Below are 323 nucleotides of genomic sequence, written 5' to 3'. Positions count from 1 at the left end.
CACTAAAATAGGGAGACATTGGCGGACGATAAACAAAATCAGGCATAGCTACAGCTCTAAAAAATAAGGCCTTAGTGTAAGCTAAGGCCTTGGACTAAATAAAATAGAAAATCGACTAACTAGTTGTGTGACACCAGAATTACTCGCAAAGCGTCCAGTTTTACTTGGGCTTTTTGCAGGTAATTGCCCGCGTTATCACGCAGTTCGCGTAAGGTATCCAACTCATCTTGGCGAATGCTTGGATTAACCGCACTTAATGCTTCTAAACGTTCCAGCTCTGCATTTAAGCTTTGTTGCATGCTTTGGTTTGCGTTATCAACCAC

1 protein-coding gene is annotated in these 323 nt (G+C 42.1%); it reads right to left on the bottom strand.

Translation table 11 applies throughout. From position 1 onward, the window contains the following. Positions 1–119 precede the first annotated feature (119 nt). The coding region (locus Q4528_RS13165; RefSeq protein WP_303521935.1) for a hypothetical protein at positions 120–323 on the bottom strand (204 nt) is incomplete at its 5' end.

This window comes from Staphylococcus pasteuri, from assembly GCF_030547725.1.
Lineage (GTDB): Bacteria > Bacillota > Bacilli > Staphylococcales > Staphylococcaceae > Staphylococcus > Staphylococcus pasteuri.
Note: the sequence above shows the minus strand (reverse complement) of the source record. Positions and strands in the feature narration are given on the sequence as shown.